This window comes from Streptosporangium sp. NPDC023825 (assembly GCF_040639575.1).
In the GTDB taxonomy this organism is placed as follows: domain Bacteria; phylum Actinomycetota; class Actinomycetes; order Streptosporangiales; family Streptosporangiaceae; genus Streptosporangium.
The window spans coordinates 66,790-88,717 of record NZ_JBFAAE010000013.1; the positions used below are offsets into that span (position 1 = coordinate 66,790).

22 protein-coding genes are annotated in these 21,928 nt (G+C 71.0%); 15 read left to right on the plus strand and 7 right to left on the minus strand.

The window, feature by feature from the left end; translation table 11 throughout:
- Positions 1-154: 154 nt before the first annotated feature.
- Entirely contained in the window at positions 155-775 is a 621-nt protein-coding gene (locus tag AB0G15_RS14650; protein ID WP_362839102.1) for a hypothetical protein, read from the plus strand.
- Positions 772-1,707, plus strand: coding sequence for a hypothetical protein (locus tag AB0G15_RS14655; RefSeq protein WP_362839105.1), 936 nt, complete (start codon positions 772-774; stop codon positions 1,705-1,707). Before AB0G15_RS14650 ends, AB0G15_RS14655 begins: the two co-directional genes overlap by 4 nt.
- A gap of 67 nt (positions 1,708-1,774) precedes the next feature.
- On the opposite strand, the gene AB0G15_RS14660 is transcribed toward AB0G15_RS14655, so the two are convergent.
- The 5 genes from AB0G15_RS14660 to AB0G15_RS14680 form a co-directional block, all read right to left on the minus strand.
- A complete protein-coding gene (locus AB0G15_RS14660; protein WP_362839107.1) occupies positions 1,775-2,311 on the minus strand; it encodes a methylated-DNA--[protein]-cysteine S-methyltransferase in 537 nt (178 codons plus the stop codon).
- The gene (locus AB0G15_RS14665) at positions 2,308-3,717 is read right to left on the minus strand and encodes an AlkA N-terminal domain-containing protein (protein WP_362839110.1); all 1,410 of its coding nucleotides are present in this window, start codon (positions 3,715-3,717) and stop codon (positions 2,308-2,310) included. Before AB0G15_RS14665 ends, AB0G15_RS14660 begins: the two co-directional genes overlap by 4 nt.
- A 75-nt stretch (positions 3,718-3,792) precedes the next feature.
- Positions 3,793-4,737, minus strand: a complete 945-nt coding sequence (locus AB0G15_RS14670; protein WP_362839113.1) for an NYN domain-containing protein — start codon at positions 4,735-4,737, stop codon at positions 3,793-3,795.
- A gap of 101 nt (positions 4,738-4,838) precedes the next feature.
- Complete coding sequence (locus AB0G15_RS14675) at positions 4,839-5,045, minus strand: acyl-CoA carboxylase subunit epsilon (RefSeq protein ID WP_362839116.1); 207 nt, start codon at positions 5,043-5,045, stop codon at positions 4,839-4,841.
- Entirely contained in the window at positions 5,042-6,646 is a 1,605-nt protein-coding gene (locus tag AB0G15_RS14680) for an acyl-CoA carboxylase subunit beta (RefSeq protein WP_362839119.1), read from the minus strand. The genes AB0G15_RS14675 and AB0G15_RS14680 overlap by 4 nt, the downstream gene beginning before the upstream one ends.
- A 102-nt stretch (positions 6,647-6,748) precedes the next feature.
- Between AB0G15_RS14680 and AB0G15_RS14685 the strand changes: the two genes are divergently transcribed.
- The 4 genes from AB0G15_RS14685 to AB0G15_RS14700 all read left to right on the plus strand — a co-directional run bounded on the left by AB0G15_RS14685 (position 6,749) and on the right by AB0G15_RS14700 (position 12,451).
- Positions 6,749-7,534, plus strand: coding sequence for an ABC transporter ATP-binding protein (locus AB0G15_RS14685; RefSeq protein ID WP_362839122.1), 786 nt, complete (start codon positions 6,749-6,751; stop codon positions 7,532-7,534).
- The gene (locus AB0G15_RS14690; RefSeq protein WP_362839125.1) at positions 7,510-9,210 is read left to right on the plus strand and encodes a hypothetical protein; all 1,701 of its coding nucleotides are present in this window, start codon (positions 7,510-7,512) and stop codon (positions 9,208-9,210) included. Before AB0G15_RS14685 ends, AB0G15_RS14690 begins: the two co-directional genes overlap by 25 nt.
- 134 nt (positions 9,211-9,344) lie before the next feature.
- A complete protein-coding gene (locus tag AB0G15_RS14695) occupies positions 9,345-11,981 on the plus strand; it encodes a phosphoenolpyruvate carboxylase (RefSeq protein ID WP_362839128.1) in 2,637 nt (878 codons plus the stop codon).
- On the plus strand, positions 11,978-12,451 hold the full coding sequence (locus AB0G15_RS14700; protein ID WP_362839131.1) for a GNAT family N-acetyltransferase: 474 nt from the start codon (positions 11,978-11,980) through the stop codon (positions 12,449-12,451). The genes AB0G15_RS14695 and AB0G15_RS14700 overlap by 4 nt, the downstream gene beginning before the upstream one ends.
- A gap of 165 nt (positions 12,452-12,616) precedes the next feature.
- Here the strand turns inward: AB0G15_RS14700 and fdhD are convergent, their stop codons facing one another.
- Positions 12,617-13,546 (minus strand): formate dehydrogenase accessory sulfurtransferase FdhD, encoded by a 930-nt coding sequence (fdhD, locus tag AB0G15_RS14705; protein WP_362839133.1) that lies wholly within the window; start codon positions 13,544-13,546, stop codon positions 12,617-12,619.
- A 153-nt stretch (positions 13,547-13,699) separates the two neighbouring features.
- Between fdhD and AB0G15_RS14710 the strand changes: the two genes are divergently transcribed.
- The 9 genes from AB0G15_RS14710 (at position 13,700) to AB0G15_RS14750 (ending at position 21,070) form a co-directional block, all read left to right on the plus strand.
- Positions 13,700-14,524, plus strand: coding sequence for a biotin--[acetyl-CoA-carboxylase] ligase (locus tag AB0G15_RS14710; RefSeq protein WP_362839136.1), 825 nt, complete (start codon positions 13,700-13,702; stop codon positions 14,522-14,524).
- A 33-nt stretch (positions 14,525-14,557) separates the two neighbouring features.
- Complete coding sequence (locus AB0G15_RS14715; protein WP_362839138.1) at positions 14,558-15,076, plus strand: PH domain-containing protein; 519 nt, start codon at positions 14,558-14,560, stop codon at positions 15,074-15,076.
- A 3-nt stretch (positions 15,077-15,079) separates the two neighbouring features.
- Positions 15,080-16,117: an adenylate/guanylate cyclase domain-containing protein gene (locus AB0G15_RS14720; RefSeq protein ID WP_362839141.1), complete on the plus strand. Its 1,038-nt coding sequence runs from the start codon at positions 15,080-15,082 to the stop codon at positions 16,115-16,117.
- 76 nt (positions 16,118-16,193) lie between these two features.
- Positions 16,194-17,279, plus strand: a complete 1,086-nt coding sequence (locus tag AB0G15_RS14725) for an S-(hydroxymethyl)mycothiol dehydrogenase (RefSeq protein WP_362839315.1) — start codon at positions 16,194-16,196, stop codon at positions 17,277-17,279.
- Complete coding sequence (locus AB0G15_RS14730) at positions 17,276-17,893, plus strand: MBL fold metallo-hydrolase (protein WP_362839144.1); 618 nt, start codon at positions 17,276-17,278, stop codon at positions 17,891-17,893. The genes AB0G15_RS14725 and AB0G15_RS14730 overlap by 4 nt, the downstream gene beginning before the upstream one ends.
- A 298-nt stretch (positions 17,894-18,191) precedes the next feature.
- Positions 18,192-18,371, plus strand: coding sequence for a (2Fe-2S)-binding protein (locus AB0G15_RS14735; protein ID WP_362679007.1), 180 nt, complete (start codon positions 18,192-18,194; stop codon positions 18,369-18,371).
- A 15-nt stretch (positions 18,372-18,386) separates the two neighbouring features.
- A complete protein-coding gene (bfr, locus tag AB0G15_RS14740) occupies positions 18,387-18,869 on the plus strand; it encodes a bacterioferritin (protein ID WP_362679010.1) in 483 nt (160 codons plus the stop codon).
- A 251-nt stretch (positions 18,870-19,120) separates the two neighbouring features.
- Positions 19,121-19,789, plus strand: coding sequence for a response regulator transcription factor (locus AB0G15_RS14745; protein ID WP_012888073.1), 669 nt, complete (start codon positions 19,121-19,123; stop codon positions 19,787-19,789).
- 3 nt (positions 19,790-19,792) lie between these two features.
- Positions 19,793-21,070 carry an ATP-binding protein gene (locus AB0G15_RS14750; RefSeq protein ID WP_362839147.1) on the plus strand — a complete coding sequence of 426 codons (1,278 nt, stop codon included), beginning with the start codon at positions 19,793-19,795 and terminating at the stop codon, positions 21,068-21,070.
- A 112-nt stretch (positions 21,071-21,182) separates the two neighbouring features.
- On the opposite strand, the gene AB0G15_RS14755 is transcribed toward AB0G15_RS14750, so the two are convergent.
- Complete coding sequence (locus AB0G15_RS14755) at positions 21,183-21,752, minus strand: GtrA family protein (RefSeq protein WP_362839150.1); 570 nt, start codon at positions 21,750-21,752, stop codon at positions 21,183-21,185.
- Between the last annotated feature and the right edge of the window lie 176 nt (positions 21,753-21,928).

A 21,928-nucleotide genomic window follows, 5' to 3' on the forward strand; every position in this document is an offset into this window, starting at 1 on the left:
CGTGCCGGACGACCGCCGAGCGGGGGACGCGGGAGGGCCTGGTGAGGGCGGTGGCGTGGCGGGTCGCCGTACGGAGGCGGACGACGAGGAGAGAGTCATGCCGAATCGCGCATATCGGTGGTTTCGGCGGTTGGGCGCTCCTAACGTGATCGGTGTGCGTGTCGCGATCGCGCTGGTCGTGCTCCTGTCGGCGGCCTGCGCCCCCTCGGAGGCCGAGCGGTTCACTCCCGCCGACCTTCCCCCCGAGATCTCCTCGCCGAGCCCCACGCCGACGGCGCCGAAGGTGGAGACGGTCCAGGTCTCTCCCGACGTCCAGGTGGTGGTGGAGTGGCCGGCCACGACCGACCGGGATGCCACCGCGATGATCAATTCTTTCCGCGACTACCGCGCCGGGTCCTTCCGGGCGGTCGTCACCGGGGGCCGGGACGTCGCATACCGCGAGACGGTCCAGGAGGGGGCGAGCCAGGACGCGTACGCGTGGGTGAAGGCGTTCCTGGACCAGCGACGCTCGGTGCGCGGGATCTCCCGGCTGTACTCGCTGAACGTCGTCTCGGTCACCGGCCGGGGGGCCGAGCTGAACGCGTGCGTGGACGAGACCGGGATGCGGCTGCTGGACGCGGAGACCGGGAAGGCGGTCCGCAGGCAGCCCGACTGGGCCAGGCGTCCCTTCCTCCAGGTCGCCGGCCTCCGGCGGGGCGACGACGGGATCTGGCGGATCAAGCTGCTCCAGCACGCCAAACCTTTCAGTGAAGCCTCGAAGGGATGTCATCGATGATCATGAATATGGTGGTCGCGGGGCTGCTCCTGCTCGCTCCGAATCCCGGTGGCGGCGGTGGCGGCTCCGACGTCCAGGTCCGGGGCGGCCAGGATGGGAACACGGCGCGGATCAGCCTCGAGAACTCCCAGATCATCATCAGCGGGAACGGCCGCGGGGGGAGGAGCGACGGCTACCGGCTCAAGCGTCCCTGCTGGTACGAACCTGCTCAGAACGCCTCGGACATGCTGGACTTCCAGCAGCGGTCGACCCGGGTGGACCCCGGCGCGCCACAGACCCGGCATGAGGCCCTCGAGCCGTTCGTGGAGAAGCTCGGCGAGGAGGGGCGCTGGTGGACGGTCGCCCACGACGCGTCCGATCCCAACGGGGTGAGCTGCCAGATGGCGCTGGACACCTACGTGTTCGTGCCGCCCGGCACGACCCCGCCCGCCGGGATCACCATGGCCGAGCTGGTCGACATCGCCCGCGCCGCGCTGACCGTGCCCGAGCCGAAGGTCGAGATCAATCCGGACGCCAAGAGCTACGTCAACCTGCCGACCTGGGTCTGGCTGGGCGATGTCGGCGAGACCACCAGGTCCGTGACCGCGACGCTGCCCGGGATCATGAGCGCCACCGTGACCGCCAACCTCGGGAACATCGAGATCGACTCGGGCACCACCGGCGAGCGGGCGGATGTCGTGGAGACGGGATGTGGGGTGAGCGGCAAGCCGTACGCGAAGGGCGAGAAGTTCACCTGCGGTGTGAACTACCGGCGGGCCTCGATCGACCAGCCGCGCGGCGTCTACGTGCTGGAGGTCACCTCGGTCTGGGACATCGGGGTCGAGGGCGTCGGGGGTGATGTGGCGCCCTTCGTCTACGAGCCGGTCCAGGTCGGGGCCACCCGCGACATCCCGGTGGGCGAGGTGCAGAGCACGGTCAGGAAGACCGGCTAGCCGTCCGGGCCGGTCACGGGCCCGTGACCGGCCACGGCGGGGTGCGGAGCACGACGGGGAAGGCCGGTCAGCGGCCCTCCCGCCGGGTCCGGAGCCGTTCGGCGGCCGGTGCCCCCTCGTGGGTGAGCAGCCACTGCTTGACCGGGGTGCCGTAGTAGTAGCCGCCGTACCCGCCGGTGGACGGCAGGATGCGGTGGCAGGGGACGAACGGCGCGATCAGGTTCCGCGCGCACGCGCTCCCGGCGGCCCTGGCCGCGGTCCTGGGCAGCCCCGCCCGCTCGGCGAGCTCGGCGTAGCTGATCGTGACGCCCGCGGGCACCTGGCGCAGGGCGGTGAGCAGCCGCTGCCGGACGGGCGTGCCCGGCTGTTCCACCGGCACCGCGTCGAGGGCGGTCAGGTCGCCGTCCAGGTAGTCGCGTACCGCCCGCGCGGGCAGGCCCAGATCGTCGGTGAGGGTCAGCCCCTCGGCGCGCAGCTCCGGGGAGAGCCGGGCGAACATCTCCTCCGGCCCCGTGGTGGTGAAACCCGCCGCCAGCAGCACGCCCTCGCGGGCGAGCATAGCCAGCGGGCCGACCGGGGTGTCGAGAACCTGTGCCTCTATCATTCCGAGCTCCAAAGGTGCAGCGCGGCGTACGCCCGCCAGGGGCGCCACCGCTCGATGTGGTCTTCGGGGATGCCCAGGCAGGCCATGGCCCGCCGCAGGCCGAGGTCTCCGCCCGGCCAGGCGTCCGGGTCGCGCAGCGCCCGCAGCGCGATGTAGCCGGAGGTCCACGGCCCGATCCCGGGAACCTCCAGCAGCCCGGCGACCGCCTCCGCGGGCTCCTGGGCGCCGTCCAGGTCGATCTCGCCGCCCGCCACCCTCGTGGCGAGGTCCCTCAGCGTCGCCACCCGCCGCCCGGTCAGGCCCAGCCCGCCGAGGTCGGCCTCGGCGAGCTCCTCCGCCGACGGGAACAGGTGGGTCAGCCCCTGCCCGCCGGTGGGGCGCCCGGCCCGGGCCGCGACGCGGCCGAGGATGGTACGGGCGCCCGCGACGGAGATCTGCTGGCCGATCACGGCGCGGACGGCCACCTCGAACCCGTCCCAGGCGCCGGGCACGCGCAGCCCGGGGCGGGCGGCGACGAGCGGTCCCAGCGAGGTCTCGCCGAGGGCTGCGGAGATGGCCTCGGGGTCCGCGTCGAGGTCGAGGAGGCGGCGGCAGCGGGCCACGATCCTGGCCAGGCGGCGGGTGTCGTCGACGCTCACGTCCAGCCGTACGTGGCCGGGCCCGGGGGTGAGGGTGATCGTGCCGCCGGGGACGGCACGGCTGTAGGACGTGTCGTCCGCGCGCTCCAGGCCGGGGATCGCCCTCGCCGCGAGGAACCGCATCAGGGTCGCGGCGTCGTAGGGCTCCCTGCGGTGCAGCCGCAGGGTCAGGGCGTCGCCGCACATCCCGGGCCTGCCCCCCGTCGTCGCCCGCAGCTCGCCGGGGGTGAAGCCGTAGGTGTCCTTCATGGTCGCGTTGAACTGCCGGACGCTGCCGAAGCCCGACGCGAACGCCACGTCGACGATCGGCAGCCCGGTCTCGGTGAGCAGCTGCTTGGCCAGCAGCAGGCGCTTGGTCCTGGCCACGGCCAGCGGGCCCACGCCGATCTCCGCGGTGAACAGCCGGTGCAGGTGCCGTCCGGTGATGTGCAGCCGCCCGGCCAGCCGGGTCATCCCGCCGTCGTCCGCCACGCCCTCGTCGATCAGCCGGAGCGCCCGGCCGACCAGGTCGCCCCGGTGGTCCCAGCCGGGATCGCCGGGGCTCAGCTCCGGCCGGCAGCGCTTGCACGGCCGGAACCCGGCCGCCTCGGCGGAGGCCGCGTGGCGGTAGAACCGCACGTTGCGGGTGGACGGGGTGCGTGCCGGGCAGATCGGCCGGCAGTAGATGCGGGTGGAGGTGACCGCCGTGTAGAACCGCCCGTCGAACCGGGCGTCCCTCGCGGCCACCGCGCGGTAACAGGAGTCGAAGTCGAGCTCTTTCACGGACACGCCGACGACGTTACCCGCGGCGCACGGGGCACGGCTGGCGGGAATCGGACGTGGCCGTGGCGACCGTCGCCACCCTCACTTGGAGGAGACGCCGACCCCGATCTCGAACTCCCGGTAGACGCGGGCCCAGAATCCGTCGCGGAGCCAGACGCGTGCCTCGGGGTAGGGGCGCAGGGAGTGGCCCAGCTCCTTCTCCGCCTCGATGAGCAGCTCGGTGTCGATCACCGTGGGCAGGATCGGCCCCGGCAGCAGGTCGCGGATGTTGTCGCGGCCGCGGGTGAGGATCCACTTCTGGGCCACGTGCTCGCCGACCTCCTCGACGCGCGGGCGGCTCGGGCCCAGCTTGGTGACCTGGCCCGCCGGGGCCTTGGGCTTGGCGGCGGCGGTGCGCCCGGCGAAGACCTGGGCGGGGGAGGGGGCGATCGGGGGGACCGGCACCGGCACCGGCGCGGGGGCGCGGCTGAAGAAGGACCGCAGGAAGTCGGCGCTGATGATCTCGACGGTGTCGGACTCCCAGACCAGGCGCTCGGCCTGGTTGGTGCCGTAGGGGGGCTCCACACCCCACAGGTGGATCCGCACCCCGTAGGCCTGGGCGGCCTCGACGGCGGGGACCATGTCCTCGTCCCCGGCCAGCAGTATCGTGTCGCTCACCGCGTGGTGCCTGGCCAGTGCCTCCAGGTCGCTCCTGATCTGCGCGTCCACGCCCTTCTGCTGGCCCCGCGCGTTCAGGTTGCCCAGGCGCACCTTGACCCAGGGAAGCTGGGCGATGACCCGCTGGTCCACGGTCGGCACCCGGTCGCGGGCGGCGTCGTACCAGTAGATGCGGAGCAGCTCGCCGTGGATGCGCTCCTCCGCGTGCTTCTGCAACGCCTGGATCAGCTCGTCCGCCGCCACCCGGTACTCCTTGCGCTCCTTGGCGCTCAGGAGCACCTCCCCGGCCGCCGCGTACAGATAACCGACGTCGACCAGGACGGCGTACTTCGCGGCGATGGGACGTGACGTGAGGTCCAGGATGGTCATGTCGTCCTCCAGGCCTCGGAACTAGCTGATCGGCTGACTATATGCGCCCATTTCTTAGATGGTCCCAACTCTCGCGCAACTTGACACCCTGTTCCCGGGATCTATCTCGGCAGTGTGCTCGATCGCCATGCGCCTTGCCCGACAGGAAGCGCTTTTCGCATGCGATGTGAGTGATTGCTCCATGATTTCGATGTCTGCGAGGCTTTCGACGCCGGACTCGCCGGTGCGGCACGCGTCGAGAGGGCGATCACCACCGCGGCGATCTCCTCGGGCGTCGCGTCTCCTTTAATGATCTTCAAATGTCTCATAGCGGGATGTTCCCGTGCTTCTTCGGGGGCAGGGTCGCGCGCTTGTTGCGCAGGGTCCGCAGCGCCTTGACGATCTGGACCCGGGTGTCGGAAGGGCGGATCACGGCGTCCACATACCCACGTTCGGCCGCGAGATACGGGTTGGCGAGCGTGTCCTCGTACTCGGTGACGAACCTGGCCCGCTGGGCGTCCGGATCCTCGGCCGCGGCGAGCTCGCGCCGGTAGAGGATGTTGACCGCGCCCTGCGCGCCCATCACCGCGATCTGCGCGGTCGGCCAGGCCAGGTTGACGTCGGCGCCCAGGTGCTTGGACCCCATGACGTCGTACGCCCCGCCGTACGCCTTGCGGGTGATGACCGTGACCAGGGGGACGGTCGCCTCCGCGTAGGCGTAGAGAAGCTTGGCGCCGCGCCGGATGATCCCGTTCCATTCCTGGTCGGTGCCCGGCAGGAATCCCGGGACGTCGACGAATGTCAGGACGGGAATGTTGAAGGCGTCGCACGTACGGACGAATCTCGCGGCTTTCTCCGAGGCCGCGATGTCCAGCGTGCCGGCGAAACTCATCGGCTGGTTGGCGACGATCCCCACGGAGCGCCCCTCGACCCGGCCGAAACCCACGAGGATGTTGGGCGCGAATTGCGCGTGCACCTCCAGGAATTCGCCGTCGTCCAGGACGTGTTCGAGGACCGTGTGCATCTCGTAGGGCTGGTTCGCCGAGTCGGGGATCAGCGTGTCGAGCTCGAGGTCCTCGTCGGTGGTCTCCAGCGGCGGATCGGCGTCGAACGCCGGGGCCTCGTCCATGTTGTTGGACGGCAGGTAGGACAGCAGCGCCCTGGCGAACTCCAGGCAGTCGGCCTCGTCGGACGCCTCGTAGTGGGCCACGCCCGAGCGGGAGTTGTGCGTGTGCGCCCCGCCGAGCTCCTCGAACGTCACCTCCTCGCCGGTGACCGTCCTGATCACGTCGGGGCCGGTGATGAACATGTGCGACTTCTCCGACACCATCAGCACGAAGTCGGTGAGCGCGGGCGAGTAGACGGCGCCGCCCGCGCAGGGGCCCATGACCAGCGAGATCTGCGGGATCACCCCGGAGGCGTGGACGTTCCGCTTGAAGATCTCGGCGTACAGGCCCAGCGAGACGACGCCCTCCTGGATGCGCGCCCCTCCGGAGTCGTTGATCCCGATCACCGGGCAGCCGGTCTTCAGCGCGTGGTCCATGACCTTGACGATCTTCTCGCCGAAGACCTCGCCCAGGGAGCCGCCGAAGACGGTGAAGTCCTGGGCGAACACCGCCACCGGGCGGCCGTCGACCGTGCCGTACCCGGTCACGACCCCGTCGCCGTACGGCCGCTCGCGCTCCAGGCCGAAGCTCGTGGACCGGTGCCTGGCGAGCTTGTCGAACTCCACGAAGCTGTCCTCGTCGAGGAGGGCGAGCACCCGCTCCCTGGCGGTCATCTTCCCCGCGGCGTGCTGCTTCTCGACGGCGCGCGCCGAACCCGCGTGGGCCGCCTCGCCCAGGCGGCGCTCCAGGTCGGCCAGCTTCCCGGCCGTGGTGTGGATGTCGGGTCCGGAATCCAGTGGTTCGGCGCTCAGGGACTCGCTCATCCCAGCAGGGTAACCGTCGTCTCACATCGCGAACTATCGGGGGCGATCGTTCGTTTCCCGTGCGAGGCGGCCGATCACGCGGGCCGCGGAAGGGGAGGCGCCATGCCGGACGTCACGGAGGCGGTAAGGACGCGGGGGCTGCTCAAGAGGTTCGGGCAGCAGGTGGCCGTGGGAGGTGTCGACCTGGTGGTGCCGCAGGGCAGCTTCGCCGGGCTGGTCGGCCCCAACGGCGCCGGGAAGACCACCACGCTCAGCATGGTCACCGGCCTCCTGCGCCCCGACGACGGCTCGGTCCACATCGGCGGCGCCGACGTCTGGCGCGACCAGGTCGCGGTCAAGGGCCGCATCGGCGTGCTCCCCGAGGGGCTGCGCCTGTTCGAGCGGCTGTCGGGCAGGGAGCTGCTCTCCTACAACGGCCAGCTCCGCGGCATCCCCAGGGACGAGGTGGGGCGGCGGGCGGAGGAACTGCTGAAGGTCATGGACCTGACCGAGTCGGCCGACAAGCTCGTCGTCGACTACTCCACCGGCATGCGCAAGAAGATCGGCCTGGCCGCCGCGCTGCTGCACAACCCCGCGGTGCTCTTCCTCGACGAGCCGTTCGAGGGCGTCGACCCGGTCAGCGCCAACACGCTCGTCGAGGTGCTCAGGCGCTACACCGCCTCCGGGTCGACGGTGGTCTTCTCCAGTCACGTGATGGAGCTCGTCGAGCGCCTGTGCGACTGGGTCTCGGTGATGGACCGAGGGCGGATCGTCGCCCAGGGGCCGCTGGACGAGGTCAGGGCGGGCCGCGGCCTCAACGAGGCCTTCCTCGGCCTGGTCGGCGCCCGGGGCGGCGACGGCCCGGAGGGACGGGAGGGCCTGTCGTGGCTGGGCGCGACCCCCTCGTGAGCGCGCCGGACGGGACCGGGCGGCAGGAGGACGGAATGGGCGACGGGGTGAGCGCGGGCGTGCGGGGAGACGCCGTTGCGAAAGGCGCGGGAGGCGCGGGTGCCGTGCGGGTGGGGCCCATGGTGTTCGTACGGCTCAAGCTGCGGCTCGTCGCCGGGAACCTGAGCGGCAGCACCCAGCGCCTGCTGGGGTTCGTCTTCACGGCGATCGCCGCGTTCGTTTTCGGCGCCCTCGGGTTCCTGCTGACGGCCACGCTGCGCCTCGCGCCCGCCGGCGTCGCCCTGGACGTCGCGATCGTGGTGTTCACCGTCTTCCTGGTGGGCTGGGCGGTCGTGCCGCTGCTGGCGTTCGGGCTGGACGACACGCTCGACCCGTCGCGCCTGGCCCTGTTCCCGCTGGGGACCGGCCGGCTGGCCGCCGGCATGTTCGCCGCCTCGGTCACCGGCGTGTGGCCGCTCGCCTCGCTGGCCGTGACGGCCGGGGCCGTCGTCGGCCTGGCCACCGGGATCGGCGGGGTGATCCTGGGCCTGGTCGCGGTGCTGCTCCACTTCGCGCTCTGCGTCGTGCTCTCCCGGCTGATCACTACGTCGCTGTCGGGGATCCTGCGCACCCGCAGGGGCCGCGACGTGCTCGCCGTCTCGGTGATCTTCTTCATCCTGGCGGCCCAGCTGCCCAACCTGCTGCTCAACGGCGGCCTGGCGGCCGACCCCATGGCCGTGCTGCACGGTCTGGCCTCGGTGCTGAGCTGGACCCCCTCCGGCGTCGCGGCCCGCTCCATCGCCGACGGGGGCCTCCTCGCGGTCGCGGGGGTGGTCCTGCTCGCCGCCCTGGTCGCCGGGGTCGGATGGCTGTGGATCGCCGCGCTGCGCCGCGCCCTGGTCTCCTCCGACGCCTCCACCCAGGGCGCGTCGGTGCGCAACTCCCAGGGCCTGCTGGCCAGGGTCCTGCCCGACGGCCCGCTCGCCGCGGTCGCGGGCAAGGAGCTCAAGTACGCCCGCCGCGACCCGCGGGGCAGGGTCGGCTGGTTCGCCGCCGTCGCGGTCACCGGCATCATGGCCTTCTCGATGTACGGGGAGAACGACGGCGCGGCCGGGAGCTTCCTGGCGATCCTCCCCGCCTGCATCGGCGCGCTGATGATCAGCATCCAGGGGTGCAACGCCTTCGGCATCGACGGCCGCTCCCTGTGGACGAACGCCGTCGCCTACGGCACCGACCGCGACTGGCGCACCGACATCGCCGGGCGGCACCTGGCCGTGGCGACGATCGCGGTCCCGCTGCTGCTCGTGCTCGCCACGGTCGCGGCGCTGCTGGCCGGGAACGTCACCTGGGCGGTCCCGGCCACGCTCACCGCCTGGGGCGTCCTCGGGGCCGGGCTCGGCGTGGGCGCGCTGACCAGCGTGCTGATGCCCTACACCGTGCCCGAGCGCCTGAACGCCTTCACCGGCGCGGCCCCCGGGCAGGGCGGCATCGCCTTCGCGGGGTCGTTCGCCGCGCTGATCGGCACCGGCCTGCTCGCGCTGCCGATCGTCCTGCCGGTCCTGTTCGGCCTCACCTGGGTCGGCGTGCCGGCGGTGGCGTACGGGCTGCTGGTCTCCTGGGGCGGCCGCAGGGCCGCGGGGAAGATCGCCTTCGCCAGGTATCCGGCCCTCCTGAAGGCGACCTCCGCGGCCACCTGACGATCATCCGGCGGGCCGTCCGGACGGCCCGCCGGAAGCCGTCCGGACGGCCCGTGAACAGCCTCTCCAATGGTCTAGTCCAATGGGTGAGACCGGTCTCCGTTCGACAAAACGGACTGGGTACGCTGGCGGGCATGCCCGCCACCGTGTCCCATCAGGCAGAGCGTTCCACCGCTGTCACCGAGATGCCCGACGAGCTGCGCGCGGACGTGCGACTGCTCGGCGAACTCCTGGGGCAGGTCATCGCCGAGCATGGCGGCGATGACCTGCTCGCCGATGTCGAACGGCTGCGCAAGGCCGTCATCGGGGCCCGCAGGAAGCAGGTGTCGGTCGACGAGATCACCGCGATGGTGGCCGAGTGGCCGATCGACCGCGCGGTGCAGATCGCCCGCGCGTTCACCTGCTACTTCCACCTGGCGAACCTGGCCGAGGAGCATTTCAGGATCCGCACCCTGCGGGTCCGCGACACCGGCGAGGAGCCGCTGCCCGAGTCCCTGGCGCAGGCCGTCCAGGAGCTCGGCGACGACAAGGTCGCCGACCTGGTCGAGGGACTGCGCCTGCACCCCGTGCTGACCGCGCACCCCACCGAGGCCCGCAGGCGCGCCGTGGTCACCGCGATCCAGCGCATCAGCGGCCAGCTCGCCGCGTACAACAGCTCCGACAGGGGCGCGGCCGAGCGGGCGGAGACCCGGCGGCGGCTGCTGGAGGAGATCGACCTGCTGTGGCGGACCGCCCAGCTGCGCTCCACCAAGCTCGACCCGCTGGACGAGGTGCGCACCGCGATGGCGGCCTTCGACGAGACCCTCTTCCGGGTGGTCCCGCAGGTCTACCGCGCCCTGGACGCCGCGCTCGGCGGAGGGGCCGGCACCGGCAAGCCCCGGGCCCGCGCCTTCATCAGGTACGGCAGCTGGATCGGCGGCGACCGCGACGGCAACCCGAACGTCACCTCCAAGGTGACCAGGGACGCCGTGCTCATCCAGGCCGAGCACGTGCTGATCGCCCTGGAGAACGCCACGCTCAGGATCGGCCGCTCCCTCACCCTCACCGCCGACTACACCCCCGCCTCCGCCGGGCTGCGGGCCGCGCTGTCGAGCGCGGTGAACGACCACCCCGACGTGGTCTCGGAGATGGCCACCCGCTCCCCGAGGGAGCCGCACCGGCAGTGGCTGATGTTCGTCGCCGCCCGCATCGCGGCCACCCGGCAGCGCGGCCTCGACCTGGCCTACCGCTCGCCGGAACAGCTCCTGGCCGACCTGCGCATCGCCCAGGACTCGCTGGTCGAGGCCGGCGCGAACCGGCAGGCGTACGGGGAGCTGCAGCACCTCATCTGGCAGGTGGAGACGTTCGGCTTCCACCTGGCCGAGCTGGAGGTCCGCCAGCACTCGCAGGTCCACGCCGCCGCGCTGGAGGAGATCGCCGCCGGGCGCACCTCCGAGCGGACCGAGGAGGTCCTGGCCACGATCCGCACGATCGCCTGGATCCAGGAGCGGTTCGGGGTGACCGCCTGCTCCCGCTACGTCGTCTCCTTCACCCGCTCGGCCGACGACATTGCCGCCGTCCACGCGCTGGCCGCTCACGCGATGGGCGACCGGGCGCCGCTGCTCGACGTGGTCCCGCTGTTCGAGTCGGGCGCCGACCTGGCCGCCGCCCCCACGGTCCTGTCGGGGATGCTGGAGATCCCGGCCGTGCGGGCCAGGCTCGCCGCCGACCGGCGCCTGGAGGTCATGCTCGGCTACTCCGACTCCGCCAAGGAGCTCGGCCCGGCCGCCGCGACCCTGAAGCTGTACGAGGCCCAGGAGGCGCTGGCCGCCTGGTCGGCCGAGCACGACGTGCCGCTGACGCTGTTCCACGGCCGGGGCGGCGCCCTGGGCCGGGGCGGCGGCCCGGCCAACCGGGCCGTGCTCGCGCAGGCCCCCGGCTCGGTCGGCGGCAGGTTCAAGGTCACCGAGCAGGGCGAGGTCATCTTCGCCCGCTACGGCCACGACGCCATCGCCCGCCGCCACATGGAGCAGGTCACCTCGGCGGTGCTCCTCGCCTCCACCCCGTCCATCGAGGCCCGTACGGCCGACGCGGCCGGGCGCTTCCGCGGCGTGGCCGGGCGGGTCGCCTCCGCCTCGGAGAAGGCCTACCGGCGGCTGACCGAGGCGCCCGGCTTCCCCGAGTGGTTCTCCCTGGTCAGCCCGCTGGAGGAGATCGGCTCGCTCCGCCTGGGCTCCCGCCCCGCCCGGCGCGGCCTCGGCGCACCCCGGTCCCTGGACGACCTGCGGGCCATCCCGTGGGTGTTCGCCTGGGCCCAGACCCGGGTCAACCTGCCGGGCTGGTACGGCCTGGGCAGCGGCCTGGAGGCGGTGATCTCCGAGGCGAGCCTGGACGAGCTGCGCGCCGCCTACCGCGAGTGGCCGCTGTTCGCCTCGCTGCTGGACAACGTGGAGATGTCGCTGGCCAAGACCGACCGCGACATCGCCGCCCGCTACCTCGCGCTCGGAGCCAGGGACGACTTCGTCGAGCAGGTCCTGGCCGAGTACGACCTGACGCGCCGGCTGGTCCTGGAGATCACCGGCCACACCCGCCTTCTGGAGGACCGCAGGGTCCTGTCCCGCGCGGTGCAGCTCCGCGACCCGTACGTGGACGCGCTCTCGCACCTGCAGCTGCGCGCCCTGTCCACCCTTCGCGCCGCCGAGGGGCTGTCGGAGGAGGAGCGCGAGCGCCTGTCCACGCTGCTGCTCCTGTCGGTCAACGGCGTCGCCGCGGGCCTGCAGAACACCGGATGATCCGCGAGGCGAGGGCCGGGGACCTCCCGGTCGTGGAGAGCCTGGTCGAGGCGGCCTACCGGCCGTGGGCGGACCTCATCGGGGTCCGCCCCAAGCCGATGGACGACGACTACGCCGCCCACGTGGCGGCCGGCCGTCTGCACGTGCTGGACCTTCCGGGCGGCCTTCCCGGAGAGGGCGGGCACGCCGGGATCGCCGGGCTGATCGTGCTGGTTCCCGAAGAGGGCGTGCTGCTGGTGGACAACGTGGCGGTGGCTCCCGGCCTGCACGGCCGGGGGTTCGGCAGGCGCCTGCTGTCCTTCGCCGAGGAACGGGCCCGCGCCGCGGGCCTCGACGCCCTGCGCCTGTACACCCACGCCCGCATGGAGCCCAACATCGCCCTCTACCGGCGCCTCGGGTACGAGATCACCGAGCGCCGCGAGTCCGGCCCGCGCGATGTCGTCTTCATGGCCAAAAGGCTCCCCGGCTGACGGAGACGGCTCCCCAGGATCCAATATGGGTGATTCTTAATGGAAGTGGACTAAAGGGTGCCGAGGTGGACGTTCGGGGGCCGGAGCGGGCAGCTCAGGGGCCGCTAGGGGATGTCTCGGGCGGTGCGTCCGGGACGGGGTCGTTCGAGAAGCGGTGCGGGTGGCTCAGCGGCCGATGCGGTGTGCCCCCGCGTAGACGTTGAAGCGCTCCTCGCGCAGGAACCCGACCAGTGTCATCCCGAACTCCCTGGCGAGGTCGACGGCGAGGGACGACGGCGCCGAGACCGCGCAGACGACCGGCAGGCCCGCGGTGAGGGCCTTCTGCATGATCTCGTAGCTGGTTCGCCCGCTGACCATGAGCACGTGCCCGCCCAGCGGCAGCCGCCCGGCCATCATGGCCCAGCCGACCAGCTTGTCCAGCGCGTTGTGCCGCCCCACGTCCTCGCGGACCGCGAGAAGCTCACCCCCGGCGGTGAACAGGCCGGCCGCGTGCAGCCCGCCGGTCTTGCCGAAGATCCCCTGGGAGCCTCTCAGCCTGCCGGGAAGGCCGTACAGGACCTCGGGGGTGACGAACACCTCCTCCTGGCCGGGCAGCGGCGAGCAGCGGCCGCGCAGGGCGTCGAGGCTGGCGGTGCCGCAGACGCCGCACGCGCTCGACGTCATGAAGTGCCGGTCGAGCGAGGGCAGGCCGGGCAGCCCGCCGCCGTGCAGCCGCACGGTCACCGTGTTGTAGCGCGCCTCCGGCGGCACGTCCTCGTCGGTGCAGTAGGCGATGGAGGCGATGTCCGCCGGTGCCGCGACGCCCTCGCCGTACAGGAATCCGGCGGCCAGCTCGAAGTCGTGGCCGGGGGTGCGCATGGTGATCGCGACCGTGCGACGTTCCTCGCCCGCCTGGATGCGGATCTCCAGCGGCTCCTCGGTGGCCAGGTCGTCCCGGCGCTCATGGATCGTCCCCGACCGCATCTGCCCGACCCGCGCCCGGGTGGTGGGCCCCGGCCTCCGCACGACCTCCACCGCCTCGAAGCCCGGACCCGCCTTCGAGCTCGGAGCGTTTTCCAGGTCGGCGCCGTTGCGTGCGGGGAGATGTCTGCTCATGCGTTCATCATCTCTTTTCGCCGCCGCCTGAACGGGTTCTCACCCCGGCCGAAAGCCGGACCTTGCCCGCCGCCCCAGACTTCGACAACAGTATTCCCTGGTCATTGGATTAATTCGGTAACAGGGGGTCGTTAGTGGAGGCAAGATGGCTAAGTGCTCGACTCGCCCTTCACTGATCTCGACCGCCCGCCGCTCTCCCAGGCGGCGCTCACCCGCGCGCTGGTCCGTCCCGGTGGACTCTGGTCCGGCATCTCCGTGGTCGAAAGGACCGGATCGACCAACGCCGACCTCGCGCACGCCGTCCGCGACGGCGCGCGGCAGGGCGCCGTCGTCGTCGCCGAGTCCCAGTTCGCCGGACGTGGCAGGCTCGGCCGCGTCTGGAGCGCCCCGCCGCGCGCGGGCCTGACGTTCTCGATCCTCCTGCGTCCCGACCCGCCCCTGTCCGAGCAGGGGTGGCTGCCCCTGCTCGTCGGCCTGGCGGTCGCGTCGGCCGTGCGGAAGGTCGCCGAGGTCGACGTACGGCTCAAGTGGCCCAACGACCTGCTGATCGGCGAGCGCAAGCTGGCCGGGGTGCTCGCCGAGCGGATCGACAGCGCGGTGATCGTGGGTGTCGGGCTCAACGTGAGCGTGCGCCCCGAGGAACTGCCGGTGGAGACCGCCACCTCCCTGGCCATCGAGGAGGCCGCCTGCGTCGACCGCGATCCGATCCTGCGCGCGATGCTGCGGGAGATCGAGACCCACTACCGCGAGTGGTCGGAGGCGAACGGCGACGTCGAGGCCTGCGGCCTGCGGGCCGCCTACCTCGCGGTCAGCGCCACGGTCGGGCGGGAGGTCAGGGTGGAGCTGCCCGGCGAGCGGGTGCTCACCGGCACCGCCACCGGTGTCGACCGCGCCGGGCGCCTGATCGTCGGCTCCAAGGGGGAGGAGCACACGCTCAGCGCGGGCGACGTCGTGCATGTTCGACCTCACAGCTCATGACGTGGGGCATGCGGGCGTGCCACGATTTGCCCCATGGGTCTACCCGATCACCACATGACGGAGGGGGAGCGACGGATCAGGTCGTTCCACCCTCACTGGAAGCGACTTATCGGCCCGTTCCTCGCGTTGATCCTGATCATCGTGGGCTCCGGCGCCGCTCTTTTCTTCATGCCCGACTTCGAGTACCGGTTCCACGCGCTCGTCGCGGTGGCCGTGATCGCCGTCGGCCTGCTGACCGTGTGGTCTTTCATCCCGTACCTGCGCTGGAAGAACACCTCGTACGTCCTCACCTCGCACCGGTTCACCATCGGCACCGGGGTGCTGAACACGTCCGTCGACGACATCCCGATGACCAAGGTGAACACGGTCAGCGCCGACCAGACCCTCCTGGAGAGGCTCTTCGGCTGCGGCACGCTGGTCGTCGAGTCGGCGGGCGACCACGGCCGGATCACGCTGCGGGACATCCCCCGGATCCAGGAGGTGCGGGCCGAGCTGTTCCGCGCGATCGACGACGCGGCGGACGGGGAGCCCTCCGAACCCGGCGGGCGGTGACCCATGGGGCCTGACCTCCCGGGCCCGACGGAGGACGGGGACGAGACGGAGGTTCCCGCCGGACGCCCGACGGCCGGGCAGATCGAGCACCTCTTCGTCGGCGCCTCTCCCCGCTACACCCGGATCCAGGTGGCGAGCCTGGCCCGGTTGCCGCAGGAGCTCACCGAGCGGATCTGGCGCGCGCTGGGGTTCGCCACGCTCCCCGACGACACCGTGGCCTTCACCGACGCGGACGTGGCCGCGCTGGAACGGGTCCGGGCGATGATGGAGAGCGGCCTGCTGGACGACCGGACCGTCATCCGGATGGCGAGGGCACTCGGCCAGACGACCGCGAGGCTCGCCCAGTGGCAGGCCGAGATCATGATCGGCGCCATGCTCGATCCCGGCCGCCGGCCCACCGACGAGGACCTGGCGGCGGTCATGGAGACCTCGCGCCGGCTGCTCCCCGACTTCGAGCAGGTGCTGGTCCACGTCTGGCGCGCCCAGCTCGCCGCCGCCGGGACCCGCCTGCTGACGCTCGCCGACATCACCGACGAGATCGTGCCGGCCCGGCTCACCCTCGCGGTGGGCTTCGCCGACCTGGTCTCCTTCACCCGGGTCTCCCGCGAGCTGGACGAGCGGGGCCTGGCCGAGCTGGTCGAGGGCTTCGAGTCGCGGGCCTCCGACGTCGTCGCCGAGCACGGCGGGCGGATGGTCAAGACACTCGGTGACGAGGTGTTCTTCACCGCGACCGACCCGCGGACGGCCGCGGTGATCGCCCTGGACCTGATCGGCGCGGTCCGCCAGTACGGGCTCGACGTGCGGGTCGGGCTGGCGTACGGCCCGGTGCTTCCGATCATGGGCGACGTCTTCGGCACGACGGTGAACCTGGCGGCCAGGCTCACGGCCATCGCCCGCCCCGGCAGCGTCGTCGTCGACGACAGGCTCGCCGAGGCGCTGAAGGACGCGCCCGGCGTCGAGGTCGGCCGCATCCGCCAGCGGCCGGCCCGCGGCCTGGGGGTCGTGCAGCCGTACGTGTTGCGCCGGGCTGGTAATCATTGAGACTGGGCGCCCCAGGACCGTTCAACCGGTAAGTGGGCCCGCGAGGGTCGAAACCATGACAGATGAGGTGCAGGACATGCCGTACACCGTGCAAGGCGTGGTCGCGCGTGGCAAGTGCGAGCCCGTATCGCTGGAGACCGTTATCGTGCCCGATCCGGGCCCTGGCGAGGCCGTGGTGACGGTCCAGGCCTGTGGCGTCTGTCATACGGACCTGCACTACCGTGAGGGCGGCATCAACGACGAGTTCCCGTTCCTGCTCGGTCACGAGGCGGCCGGGGTGGTCGAGGCGGTCGGCGAGGGCGTCTCCGAGGTGGCCCCCGGTGACTTCGTGATCCTGAACTGGCGGGCCGTGTGCGGTGACTGCCGGGCGTGCCTGCGGGGCCGTCCCTGGTACTGCTTCAACACCCACAACGCCACCCAGAAGATGACCCTGGAGGACGGCACGCCGCTCAGCCCGGCCCTGGGCATCGGCGCCTTCATCGAGAAGACCCTGGTCGCGGCCGGGCAGTGCACCAAGGTCGACCCGGCGGCGCCGGCGCAGGTGGCCGGGCTGCTGGGCTGCGGCGTGATGGCGGGCCTCGGTGCCGCGATCAACACCGGCGGGGTGACCCGCGGTGACAGCGTGGCGGTGATCGGGTGCGGCGGCGTCGGCGACGCGGCCATCCTGGGGGCCCGGCTGGCGGGCGCCTCGAAGATCATCGCGGTGGACGTGGACGACCGCAAGCTCGGCTGGGCCAAGGACTTCGGCGCCACCCACACGGTCAACTCCAGCACCTCCGACGCGGTCGAGAGGGTCAAGGAGCTCACCGGCGGCAACGGCGCCGACGTGGTCATCGAGGCGGTCGGCCGCCCCGAGACCTACGAGCAGGCCTTCTACGCCCGCGACCTGGCAGGGACCGTGGTCCTGGTCGGGGTGCCCACCCCGGACATGAAGCTGGAGCTGCCGCTGCTCGACGTCTTCGGCCGCGGCGGCGCGCTGAAGTCCTCCTGGTACGGCGACTGCCTGCCCAGCCGCGACTTCCCCATGCTCATCGACCTCTACCTCCAGGGGCGGCTCGACCTCGACCGCTTCGTCTCCGAGACGATCGGGATCGGCGACGTCGAGGACGCCTTCGCCAAGATGCACCACGGCGAGGTCCTGCGCTCGGTGGTGGTCCTGTGATCGACAGGGTCGTCACCTCCGGCACGTTCTCGCTGGACGGCGGGACGTGGGACGTCGACAACAACATCTGGATCGTCGGCTCGGCCAGCGAGGTCCTCGTCGTCGACGCCGCGCACGACGCCGCCGCGATCGCCGAGCGGGTCGGTGGCCGCGAGGTCAAGGCCATCGTCTGCACCCACGCGCACAACGACCACATCAACGCGGCGGCCGACCTCGCCGCGCGGACGGGCGCGCCGATCCTGCTCCACCCGGCCGACCAGGTGCTGTGGGAGATGGTCTACACCGACCTGCCGTACACCCCGATCGAGGACGGGCAGGTGCTCTCGGCCGGAGGGATCGAGCTGACCGTGCTGCACACGCCGGGCCACGCCCCGGGCGCGGTCTGCCTGTACGGGGCGGACATCGGCGCGGTCTTCACCGGCGACACCCTGTTCAACGGCGGTCCCGGTGCGACGGGGAGGTCCTTCTCCTCCTTCGACACGATCATCGAGTCGATCAAGGGGCGGCTGCTCGACCTGCCGCCGGGTACGGCCGTGCACACCGGTCACGGCGCCTCCACCTCCATCGGCGCGGAGGCGGGGCACCTGGAGGAGTGGCTGGCCAGAGGCCACTGACCCGCGGTTCACCGCGCTCGCCCCGATCACGCGCCCCGGCCTTCGCCGGGGCGCGTCCGTGTTTTCGGCGGGCATGTCCCGTGCTCGCGGGGATTCGTGCCGGCGAGATGTCCGCGGGGCGCCGCCGGGACCGCCCGGGGTGTTTCCGCAGGTCGGGATGGGTTTTTCCAGACGGGAAATTCGGGCTTGTGACAGAGGGATTAAGGGTTTGTGTCCTAGTTCACATAGGCAAGCCTAACCAAATGAGTTAGCTTAGGTGTGCCTAACCTATGATAGCCTCCAGAAAGGTCGCATCCCCGTGTACGTATGCCTCTGCCGCGCGGTCACCGAGAACGAGGTGCACGACTGCATCTCGGCAGGGGCCAAGAGTGCGCGCCAGATCCGCGATGCCACGGGTGCCGGTGGCGACTGCGCTTCTTGCGTGCGCAAAATCTGTGCGATCCTAAAGCGGTCCGAAGATTTAATGCCGACCGCATAGCACGAGGAGCTCGCCATGCAGGGCGACAAGAAAATCATCGAACTGCTCAACGAGCAGCTGACCGCAGAGCTGACCGCGATCAACCAGTACTTCCTGCACGCCAAGATGCAGGAGAACTGGGGATACACCAGGCTGGCCAAATACACCCGCGAAGAGTCCATCGACGAGATGCGCCACGCGGAGAAGCTGACCGATCGCATCCTCTTCCTCGAAGGGCTGCCCAACTACCAGAAGCTGGGCACCCTGCACATCGGCCAGACCGTCGCCGAGCAGCTCCGCGCCGACATGGACGTCGAGCTCGAGGTGGTCACCCGGCTGAAGCCGGCCATCATCCTGATGCGGGAGAAGGGTGACGCCACCTCGGCCCGCCTGTTCGAGGAGATCCTCGAGGACGAGGAGCGCCACATCGACTACCTGGAGACCGAGCTCGGTCTCATCGGGAGTCTTGGAGAGCAGCTCTATCTCGCCCGCTATGCCGAGCCGCCGTCGGCCTCCTGAGATGAATCAAGCAGAACACGCCCGCCGGATCCCTTCTGGTAGGGCGTGTTCTGTTTTGTCGCTCCATCCTTTGGTGAGCCTGTGCTTTCCAGGGACTTCCAATGCGGGAGACCTACTCCGTGGCCCTCGGCCGTTGCGGGATGACTATCCGGGATTTATCAGTGTTTGCCCAGGTCAATGGATAGGTCAACGACGAGTCAAACCGCGCGCTGTACCCGGGAAACGATCCCCTAAGGTCCTACGATCGCAACATGACCTGTGTACTACTCGCCGAGGATGACACCTCGATTTCCGAGCCACTGGCGCGAGCTCTGCGCCGCGAGGGTTATCAAGTAGAGGTGAGCCCTGATGGCCCGCAGGCTCTGGAGCGGGCGCTGTCAGGTGGCATCGACCTGATCGTTCTCGACCTGGGCCTGCCCGAGATGGACGGCCTGGAGGTGGCCCGGCGCATCCGCGCCGAGGGCCACGGAACTCCCGTGCTGATCCTCACCGCCCGTGTCGACGAGGTCGACACGGTGGTGGGCCTCGACGCCGGGGCCGACGACTACGTGACCAAGCCCTTCCGCCTCGCCGAGCTGCTGGCGCGCGTCCGCGCGCTGCTGCGGCGCGGCACATCCGAGACGCCCGTGGTCCAGGGCGTGCGCATCGACGCCGACTCCCGTCGCGCGTGGATGGGAGACAAGGAGCTGCATCTGACCACAAAGGAGTTCGACCTGCTGAGGGTCCTGGTCCGCGACGCCGGAAAGGTGGTTACCCGAGAGCAGATCATGCGCGAGGTGTGGGACACCAACTGGTGGGGGTCGACCAAGACCCTGGACATGCACATCTCGTGGCTACGCCGGAAACTCGGTGACGACGCCGCCAAGCCCCGATACATCACAACCGTTCGAGGAGTCGGCTTCAGGTTCGAGCGCGAGTAGGAGATGCGCCGCCGTCTGCTCTCCTCAACTCTCCTCGTCGCGGTCATCGGGGTGTTGCTGCTCGGCATTCCCCTCGGTGTGGCGGTCAACCGGCTCATCGAGGAGGAGGCGACCCAGGAACTCTCCTCCCATGCCAAAAGCCTGCTCGGGGAGGTCGAGTACGCCCGGATCCAGGACCAGCCCGTCGACGAGCAACAGCTGGAACGCAAGTATCCCGATCTCTACATCCAGATTTACGCGAAGGGGACTCCTCCCCAGGTGATAACGGTGGGCACCGAGCCCCCCGAGAGCCAGAAGATGACCGAGGACGCACAGTCGGAGAACGGCGTGTACGTCGCGGTCAGTCGGGACAAGACGGGAGTGGAGCGTGAGGTCCGCGCGTGGTTGTTCCTCATCCTGGGACTCGCCGCCGCTGCCCTCGCGGTCGCGGTCGGGCTCGCCATCGTCCAGTCACGCCGCCTGACGTTACCGCTCAGCGACCTTGCGATGATCGCTGAGCGGCTCGGTTCCGGTGACGCCAGACCGAGCAAGCACCGTTACGGCATCCAGGAACTCGACCGGGTGGCCGAGGTGCTCGACCGCAGCGCGACCCGCATCTCCGACCTCCTGGCCAGGGAGCGGGAGTTCGCGACCGACGCCTCCCACCAGCTCCGCACCCCGCTCACCGGCCTGACCATGAGACTCGAGGAGATCGTCGCCGCCGCCGACGAGCCGGGGATCGTCAAGGAGGAGGGCGAGGCCGCCATCGTGCAGGCCGAGCGGCTCACCGCTGTGATCGACGAGCTGCTGGCCACCGCCAGACGGCAGCGTCAGGCGCAGTCCGAGATCGTCGAGCTCGACGTGCTGCTCGATCAGCAGTTCATCGAGTGGGGCCCGGCGTTCCGCAGGGCCGGGCGGCGGCTGAGCCTGGTCGGCACGCGCGGCCTCCAGGCGCTGGGCACCGGCGGCGGCATCGGCCAGGTGATCTCCACCCTGCTGGAGAACTCGCTGGAGCACGGCGGCGGCACGGTGACGGTGACCACCAGCGCCAGGGACAGGTCCATCGTGATCGAGGTCGCCGACCAGGGGAGCGGCATTCCCGACGAGCTGGCCCCCAGGGTCTTCGAACGGAACGTGAGCGGGCGCGGCAGCACGGGTCTCGGCCTGCCCCTCGCCAGGGCGCTGGCCGCCGCCGACGGGGGACGCCTGGAGCTCGTACGGGCGCGTCCGGCGACGTTCGCGTTCTTCCTGCGCCAGGTGGGCGAGCCGGGCAGGAACCGCGTCGTGCGCGGGCCCGCCTGAGCGCTCCGGCCGGGGCTCCGGGCGCGACGGCTTCCGGGCCGGACGCAGGGGGCGCGCCGACGCCGGCAGGGGGCGTACGTACCAACGCGGGCGCCGGCAGGGGGCGTACGTGCTAACGCGGGCCGGGGGGCGGCGCGTTCTCCTCCGAGGTCTTGCTCAGGAGATACCTGTGGCCGTTGACCTGGCTGTTCGGTGTCGCCGGCCGGCTCGGTGGCGTGCCGGGGACGGCTCCGGCCGGCTCGTCCGGCGGCGTGCCGGGCAGGAAGACCCACTTCTTGTACGACCAGAACCTGAAGAGGGTGCCGAGGGCGGTGCCGGTGAGCAGGGCGATGTTGTAACTCAGCACGTCCTGCAGACCCAGGGTGTAGGTCACGAAACCGATCACCAGCAGCGAGATGAGCAGGCCGATGCCGTTGAGGACGAAGAACAGGAAGTACTCGCGGGCCAGGCCGCTCTGCTCCCGGTGCCTGAACGTCCAGTAGCGGTTGCCGAGATAGGCGAAGGTGGCCGCGACGATCGTGGCGATGACCTTGGAGGTGAGCGGTCCCCAGCCGACGCCGAACCTCAGCAGGTTGGTGCCGCCGGTGTCGATCACGAAGGCGACCGCGCCGATCGTCCCGAACTTCGCCAGCTCTCGTGCCAGCTCGGCGAGCCGCCGGTAGGCGAGTCGGAGAAACTCCACGTTTCCTGCACGGTCCTTTCGGGGGTCGGCTGCTGATCCGCCGCGTCGGAGGACCTCGAACACTCTTCGGGCCAGGCTACCGGTGAGGAGGCGTGATCCGCGCGAGGTTGACTCGTTGATGTCTATAGCCGTCAACAAGTACTTTTTCAATAAATGTCGTATAAGGCCGGATAAAT

Excerpts from the sequence above, each read along its gene's own strand:
- AB0G15_RS14660 (WP_362839107.1), bottom strand. The coding sequence starts at position 2,311 with ATGATAGAGGCACAGGTTCTCGACACCCCGGTCGGCCCGCTGGCTATG.
- AB0G15_RS14745 (WP_012888073.1), top strand. The coding sequence starts at position 19,121 with ATGACCTGTGTACTACTCGCCGAGGATGACACCTCGATTTCCGAGCCA.
- AB0G15_RS14680 (WP_362839119.1), bottom strand. The coding sequence starts at position 6,646 with ATGAGCGAGTCCCTGAGCGCCGAACCACTGGATTCCGGACCCGACATC.
- fdhD (WP_362839133.1), bottom strand. The coding sequence starts at position 13,546 with ATGAGCAGACATCTCCCCGCACGCAACGGCGCCGACCTGGAAAACGCT.
- AB0G15_RS14720 (WP_362839141.1), top strand. The coding sequence starts at position 15,080 with ATGGGGCCTGACCTCCCGGGCCCGACGGAGGACGGGGACGAGACGGAG.
- AB0G15_RS14725 (WP_362839315.1), top strand. The coding sequence starts at position 16,194 with ATGCCGTACACCGTGCAAGGCGTGGTCGCGCGTGGCAAGTGCGAGCCC.
- AB0G15_RS14675 (WP_362839116.1), bottom strand. The coding sequence starts at position 5,045 with ATGAGACATTTGAAGATCATTAAAGGAGACGCGACGCCCGAGGAGATC.
- AB0G15_RS14750 (WP_362839147.1), top strand. The coding sequence starts at position 19,793 with ATGCGCCGCCGTCTGCTCTCCTCAACTCTCCTCGTCGCGGTCATCGGG.
- AB0G15_RS14670 (WP_362839113.1), bottom strand. The coding sequence starts at position 4,737 with ATGACCATCCTGGACCTCACGTCACGTCCCATCGCCGCGAAGTACGCC.
- AB0G15_RS14715 (WP_362839138.1), top strand. The coding sequence starts at position 14,558 with ATGGGTCTACCCGATCACCACATGACGGAGGGGGAGCGACGGATCAGG.
- AB0G15_RS14700 (WP_362839131.1), top strand. The coding sequence starts at position 11,978 with ATGATCCGCGAGGCGAGGGCCGGGGACCTCCCGGTCGTGGAGAGCCTG.
- AB0G15_RS14655 (WP_362839105.1), top strand. The coding sequence starts at position 772 with ATGATCATGAATATGGTGGTCGCGGGGCTGCTCCTGCTCGCTCCGAAT.
- AB0G15_RS14695 (WP_362839128.1), top strand. The coding sequence starts at position 9,345 with ATGCCCGCCACCGTGTCCCATCAGGCAGAGCGTTCCACCGCTGTCACC.
- bfr (WP_362679010.1), top strand. The coding sequence starts at position 18,387 with ATGCAGGGCGACAAGAAAATCATCGAACTGCTCAACGAGCAGCTGACC.
- AB0G15_RS14685 (WP_362839122.1), top strand. The coding sequence starts at position 6,749 with ATGCCGGACGTCACGGAGGCGGTAAGGACGCGGGGGCTGCTCAAGAGG.